Annotated in this window: 6 protein-coding genes; all 6 read left to right on the top strand. The window is 71.6% G+C overall.

The annotated features are described in order from the left end of the window. The 6 genes from H0W40_RS11805 to H0W40_RS11830 all read left to right on the top strand — a co-directional run bounded on the left by H0W40_RS11805 (nucleotide 1) and on the right by H0W40_RS11830 (nucleotide 6,208). A complete protein-coding gene (locus H0W40_RS11805) occupies nucleotides 1-1,080 on the top strand; it encodes an ABC transporter substrate-binding protein (protein ID WP_292446370.1) in 1,080 nt (359 codons plus the stop codon). Next, nucleotides 1,080-2,099, top strand: coding sequence for an iron ABC transporter permease (locus H0W40_RS11810; RefSeq protein ID WP_292446371.1), 1,020 nt, complete (start codon nucleotides 1,080-1,082; stop codon nucleotides 2,097-2,099). Before H0W40_RS11805 ends, H0W40_RS11810 begins: the two co-directional genes overlap by 1 nt. A gap of 76 nt (nucleotides 2,100-2,175) precedes the next feature. After that, a complete protein-coding gene (locus tag H0W40_RS11815; protein WP_292446373.1) occupies nucleotides 2,176-2,952 on the top strand; it encodes an ABC transporter ATP-binding protein in 777 nt (258 codons plus the stop codon). A gap of 108 nt (nucleotides 2,953-3,060) precedes the next feature. Next, nucleotides 3,061-3,759 carry an adenine nucleotide alpha hydrolase gene (locus H0W40_RS11820; protein ID WP_292446374.1) on the top strand — a complete coding sequence of 233 codons (699 nt, stop codon included), beginning with the start codon at nucleotides 3,061-3,063 and terminating at the stop codon, nucleotides 3,757-3,759. Next, on the top strand, nucleotides 3,756-5,414 hold the full coding sequence (locus tag H0W40_RS11825) for a cobyric acid synthase (protein WP_292446375.1): 1,659 nt from the start codon (nucleotides 3,756-3,758) through the stop codon (nucleotides 5,412-5,414). The genes H0W40_RS11820 and H0W40_RS11825 overlap by 4 nt, the downstream gene beginning before the upstream one ends. Next, nucleotides 5,411-6,208 (top strand): ABC transporter substrate-binding protein, encoded by a 798-nt coding sequence (locus H0W40_RS11830; RefSeq protein ID WP_292446376.1) that lies wholly within the window; start codon nucleotides 5,411-5,413, stop codon nucleotides 6,206-6,208. Before H0W40_RS11825 ends, H0W40_RS11830 begins: the two co-directional genes overlap by 4 nt. The last annotated feature ends 341 nt before the right edge of the window (nucleotides 6,209-6,549 follow it).

Genomic DNA, 6,549 nt, shown 5'->3' on the forward strand with positions numbered 1-6,549 from the left:
ATGGCTGAGCTGACGGCGATCGATGGGCGATCGTGCCTGCGCAGGGGCGCTGTGGCAGGGCTGATCACGCTGGCGTTGCTGGCGCCGGCGTCGGCGTCGGCCGCGTCGGCCGCGTCGGCAGCGACGGTCGATCCGGGCAGCGCCGAGGCCGCGCGAAGGGCTCCGGAGAATGACGCGATTGCGCAGCTCGCCGTGCGGAGCGTGGGCACTGCGCAGGCGAACCCGCAAGGCTTCGAGGCCGCGCAGACGAGTCCGCGCAGCGCGCCGATCGAGCGGATCACGGTGCGCGACGACCGCGGCGTCTCGTTGTCCTTCGCGGCGCCGCCGGCGCGCATCGTGAGCCTGCTGCCCTCGTTGACCGAGAGCGTGTGTGCGCTGGGCGGCTGCGCACGTCTCGTCGGCATCGACCGCTTTTCGGACTGGCCGAGTGAAGTGCAATCGCTGCCTCGGCTCGGCGGTCTGGACGACGCGCAGATCGAACGCATCGTGGCGCTCGAGCCCGACGTGGTGCTGGCCGCGGCGTCGGCCCGTGCGACGCAGCGGCTCGAGTCGCTAGGCGTGAAGGTGTTCGTGGTCGAGTCGGACACGCATGCCGACGTGAAGCGCACGCTGGACCTGTTGGCGCGGCTTCTCGGCACGCCGCAAGAGGCGGCCCGGCTGTGGACGGCGATCGAGCAGGACCTGCAGCGCGCCGCCGCGCGTGTGCCGCTGGCGCTGCAAGGCCAGCGCGTGTATTTCGAGGTTGCGTCCGCACCCTACGCCGCTGGGGCTGCTTCCTTCATCGGCGAGACGCTGGCGCGCCTGGGCATGGCCAATGCGGTGCCGGCCGAGCTCGGGCCGTTTCCCAAGCTCAACCCCGAGTACGTCGTGCGCATTCAGCCCGACATCGTGATGGCGGTGCAGCGCGAGATCGACGCGATGCCGCGCCGCCCGGGCTGGCGCCACCTGCGTGCCCTGCAGCAGCAGCGCACCTGCGGCTTCGCGGCGGGGCGCTACGAGCTGCTGGTGCGACCCGGCCCGCGGCTCGGCGAGGCGGCGCTGCAATTGGCCGAGTGCCTGGCCGCGCTGGAGAGGCGCTGATGCAGTGCACCCGAGTAACGGCCGAGCGCGCACGCCGCCTGCGGCTGAATCTCGGCCTCGCGCTGACTGCGCTGCTGCTGGCTTTTGCGGGCCTCGTGGCCGGCAGCGAGGGCTGGTCGTGGCGCTCGCTGATGGCGCCCGATGCGGCGCTGATCGTCGGCGAGATTCGTGCGCCTCGCACTTTGGGGGCCTGGTTCACCGGCGCGCTGCTGGGCTTGGCGGGGGCGGTGGCGCAAGGCCTGTTCCGCAACCCGCTGGCCGACCCGTACTTGCTCGGCTCGGCCTCGGGCGCCTCGCTCGGCGTGGTGCTGGTGCTGGCCGCGAGCGCGCTCGGGGGACAGGCGATCAGCCTGGCGAGCGTCGATGCGCTGCTGCGCGTGGGATTGGTTGGTGCGGCCTTAGCCGGCGCACTCGGCGGCGTGCTGCTGACTTTGCTGCTGGCCACCGGCGCACAGCACACCACGCGGCTGCTGCTGGCCGGCGTGGTGGTCGGCGTGGTGCTGAGTGCGATAAGCGATCTGGTCACGACGGCGGCGCCCGACGCGCTGCGCGGCAAGCAGGTCTTCATGCTCGGCAGCACCGGTTTTCTTGGCTGGCCCGCGGTCCTGCTGATGGCGGCCGGGCTCGCGCTGGTGCTGCCGCTGGCCTGGCGGCTTGCCCGAGCGCTCGACGCCCTGAGCCTGGGCGAGGCGACGGCCCAAACGCTCGGGCTGCCGCTGGCGCGCCTGCGCATCGTGCTGGTCGCGGTGCTGGCGCTGGCCACCGGCCTGGCGGTGTCGCAGGCGGGCCTGATTGCGTTCGTCGGCCTCGTGGCGCCGCACCTGGTGCGGCGTTTCGCGCCGGCGCCGCAGGGCTACACGCTGGTCGCCAGCGCGGCGATGGGCGGAGTGCTTCTCCTGGCCGCCGACGTGCTGGCCCGCACGCTGATCGCACCGCAGGAGTTGCCGGTCGGCGTGCTCACCGCCGTGCTCGGTGGCGGCTACCTGCTGTGGCTGCTGCATCGAAAGGGCATTCGGTGAGACCGTCGTCGGCCCGCCCGAGGGCACCCAATGCCCCTTCGACGCGGATGCCGTTCATCGCGGCCGAGGCGTCTTCATGAGCCGCGCCGCTTTGCGCGCCCATGCGCTGCACATGAGTCTCGGCGGGCAGGAGGTCCTGCGCGGGGTATCGCTCGATTTCGCGGTGGGCTGGACGGCCATCGTCGGCCCGAACGGCGCGGGCAAATCGACTTTGCTGCACGTGCTGGCGGGCTTGCTGAAACCGGCCGGCGGCCGGGTGGAGCTGGCCGGCCAGGCGCTGGCTCACTGGAGCGCACGGCAGCGCGGGCAGCGCCTGGCCTGGCTGTCGCAGCAGGGCGAGGCGACCGGCGAGCTGACGGTGCGCGAGGTCGTGCACCTCGGCCGCCTGCCTTTGCTGGGGTTGTTCGCGGTGCCCGGCCCGGCCGACGAGGCCGCGGTCGATGAGGCCCTCGCCGCGACCGAATGCGCGGCCTGGCAGCACCGGCGCCTGCACGAGCTCTCCGGCGGCGAACGCCAGCGTGCGCTGCTCGCGCGCGCCCTTGCGACGCAGGCACCGGTGTTGCTGCTCGACGAGCCGACCACCCACCTCGACCCGCCGCACCAGGTCGCGCTGGTCCGGCTCCTGCGCCGGCTGGGCCGCACGCAGACGGTCGTCAGCGTGCTGCACGACCTGCCGCTGGCCTTGCAGGCCGATCGCCTGGTCGTGCTCGAACAAGGCCACGTGCGCGCCGAGGGTGCGCACGACGATCCGGTGCTGCATGCGACGCTCGTGGCAGTGTTCGGCGGCGCGCTGCGGGTCGAGCCGCTGGTGGGCGGCGCAACCGGGCGCTTCATTACCGTGCCCAACCTGTAGGCCTAGGATGAACCCGAACTCTCCGAAACGATCGTGGCAGGTGTTGGCTCCTTCTCCCGCTCGCGGGAGAAGGCGGGGGATGAGGGTGTGGCGCGGCGGAGCAACTGAATGAATACGACCAGCCCACCCCGCGCCGCGATCAGCTGGAGCGCCGGCAAGGACTCCTGCCTCGCCTGGCTGCGCGCTCGCGAGCAGGGCTTGAACGTCACCACCTTCATGACGATGTGCGAGCCCGGCGGCACGAGCAAATCGCACGCGCTGCCGCCGGAACTGGTTGCCGCACAAGTGCGCGCGATCGGCGGTGACTGGTGGCCGGTCGAGGCCGGGCCCGGCGAATACGCCGCGGTTTTCGATGCGACGCTGCGCCGCCTGGTCGCCACCGGCCACACCCACCTGGTGTTCGGCGACATCGACCTGCAGGCCCACCGCGACTGGCTGGAGCCGGCCTGCGCAAAAACGGGCCTGGTCGCGGTGTTTCCGCTGTGGGGCGAGCCGCGCGCGGCCATCGCACAGGAGACCCTGCGACGCGGCATCCGTGCGCGCCTGGTCTGCGTCGACACGCGCTGGCTCGACGCCTCGTACTGCGGCGCCGACTACGACGCCGCGCTGCTCGCGCGCCTGCCGGCCGGCGTGTGCCCCTGCGGCGAGGGCGGCGAGTTCCATACCTTCGTCTTCGACGCGCCCGGCTTCGCTCGGCCCCTGGCGATCGACTCCGGCGAGCAGCGCCGCGTACGCTCGGTGCCGCCGCTGGCGTCCACCGAGCTGGTGCTGCAGACGCCGAGCTTGCGCGCGAGGACGCCACCATGACGGCCCGAGCCGTCATGGTGCTCGGCACCACCAGCGGCGCCGGCAAGAGCTGGCTCGCCACCGCGCTGTGCCGCTGGTACGCGCGCCGGGGCCTGAAGGTCGCACCCTTCAAGGCGCAGAACATGAGCAACAACGCGCGCGTCGTACCGGGGCCGCTGGGGCGGCTCGGCGAGATCGGCAGCGCGCAGTATTTCCAGGCGCTGGCGGCGCGCGCGGCCCCCGAGGTGCGCATGAACCCGGTGCTGCTCAAGCCCGAGCGCGACACCGCGAGCCAGGTCGTCGTGCTCGGCGAGGTGCGGACCGATCTGGCCGCCGTGCCGTGGCGCGAACGCAGCGAGCTGTTGTGGCCCTTCGCGCGTGAGGCGCTGCACGCGCTGATGAGCGAGAACGATGTGGTCGTGATCGAAGGCGCCGGCTCGCCGGCCGAGATCAACCTGCACGCGAGTGACTACGTCAACATGCGCACCGCGCTTGCGGCGCGGGCGGCCTGCCTGCTAATCAGCGACATCGACCGCGGCGGCGCCTTCGCCCACCTCTACGGCACGCACCGGCTGCTGCCCGAGGCCGAGCGCGCGCTGATCCGCGGCTTCGTGCTCAATCGCTTTCGGGGGGATGCCGGCCTGCTCGCGCCGGGGCCGCAGCAGTTGCAGGCGTTGACCGGCGTGCCGACCGTCGCGGTGCTTCCGATGTGGCGCGGCCACGGGTTGCCCGAAGAAGACGGCGTGCACGACGAGGGACCGCTGTCGCGCATCGCGAGCGTTGCGGCGCCGAGCGGCATGCCCGATGGCGATGCCGACGGCAATCGCGGCGGTGCCGGCGACGGCAATGATGGCGGCATCGGCATCGGCATCGGCGGCAGCAGCGGTAGCGGTAGCGGTAGCGGTAGCGGTAGCGGCGATACCAACGGCAGCGGCAACCGTACCGATGCGTGCCGCCGCATCGCGATCGTCGCCTACCCGCGCATCAGCAACCTCGACGAGTTTCAGCCGCTGCGCAGCTTGCCCGGCGCGACGCTGGTCTGGGCACGTTGCCCGGCCGATCTCTTTGGTGCCGACTGGATCGTCCTGCCCGGCTCCAAGCACACGGTTGGCGACCTCGCCTGGCTGCGCGCTCAGGGCCTCGATGCCATCATCGCTCGTCATGCCGCTCGCGGTGGCCGCGTGCTCGGCTTGTGCGGCGGTCTGCAGATGCTGGGCGAGGCGCTCGTCGATCCGCTCGGCGTGGAAGGCGGTGCCGAGAGCAATGCGCCGGGCCTGGGCCTGCTGCCGCTGGTCACCGCTTTCGAGCGCGACAAGCTGCTGCGCCACACCCGAGCGGGCTTCGCCACGCTCGACGGCGAATGGTCAGTGCTCTCGCGCCTGAGCTTCCACGGCTACGAAATTCGCCACGGCCGCAGCGTGCAGCATCCCGCGATGGAGCCCGCCACGGTCGCGCTGCGCAATGCCGAAGGCGAGCCTATCGGCTGGCAGCAGGGTAGCGTCCTCGGCCTGTACGCGCACGGCTTGTTCGAATCGCCCGACGTGCTGCGTGCGCTGTTCGGCGATGCGGTGCGGCCGCTCGATGCGGTGTTCGACGGGCTGGCCGATTTCATCGATGCGCATTTCGAGCCCGGCGTGCTGTTGCGATTGCTCGATGCCGAGGACTGGGTGAGATGACCGGCCCGCGCCGCATCGCCTGCCTGTCCACCGAGGCGGTCGAGGTGCTGTGGCGTCTGGGCGCGCACGACCGCATCGCCGGCATCTCGGGCTACAGCGTCTACCCGCCCGAAGCGCGGCAGCAAAAGCCCAAGGTCAGCGGCTTTTCGACCGTGCGCATGGACAAGCTGCTGGCGGTGAAGCCCGATCTCGTCATCGGGTTCTCGGATCTGCAGCGGCCGCTGCTCGACCAGTGCGAGGCGCAGGGCCTGCCGGTGCTGTGGTTCGACCACCGCGACATCGCCGGCATCCACGCGATGGTGGGCAAGCTCGGCGAACTTGTCGAAGCGCAAGCCGTGGCCGCGCAGCTCTGCGGCGAACTGCTACGCCGGCAGGACACGGTGGCCGAGGCGGCCGCGCGCCTGCCGTGGCGGCCCCGCGTGTACTTCGAGGAATGGGACGAACCGATGATCTGCGGTATCGGCTGGGTGAGCGAGCTGATCACTGTGGCGGGCGGCACCGACGTGTTTGCCGAGCGCTCGCGCCAGGGCGGCGCGCGCGAGCGGATCGTCACGAGCGAGGAGGTGCTCGCCGCCGACCCGCAACTCGTCATCGGCTCCTGGTGCGGCAAGCGCTTCGTGCCGGAGCGGGTGCGCGCACGGCCCGGCTGGCGGGTGCTCGATGCGATGCTGGCCGAAGTCAAATCGGCCGACATCCTCTCGCCCGGCCCGGCCGCCATCGAGCGCGGCTTGCCGCGCCTGCATCAACTGATCGCGGCGCGCTGCGCCACCGGGGTCCCGTCGGCGCTGACATGAGCTTCGACGCGAGCCGAACCCCATGCCGCCCCGAGTGCCGCTTTCATACCAAGCCGCATTCAAACGCATCAATGCTGGTGCTGCAGCGCAGCTGCCGAGGGCATCGGGCGACCGGCTCCGTTCATGTCCTCCGGCGTCGGCCTGCCGGCCGACACCTCCCCCTTAACTTCACTGCGCCGCTCACCCGACGCCCTCGGCAGCAGGCACCGTCGCAGCCTCGAACGACTGCACAACCGAGCGTTTACGGTGGTGGCAGGAGCACTGTGACGGGTTGCTGTGTGGAGTGAAGTCAAGGAGGAGGGCTGGGCGTGAGCCCAGCCCGGGGGACATGAACGCAACAC

This window comes from Methylibium sp. (assembly GCF_013817345.1).
In the GTDB taxonomy this organism is placed as follows: Bacteria; Pseudomonadota; Gammaproteobacteria; order Burkholderiales; family Burkholderiaceae_C; genus Methylibium.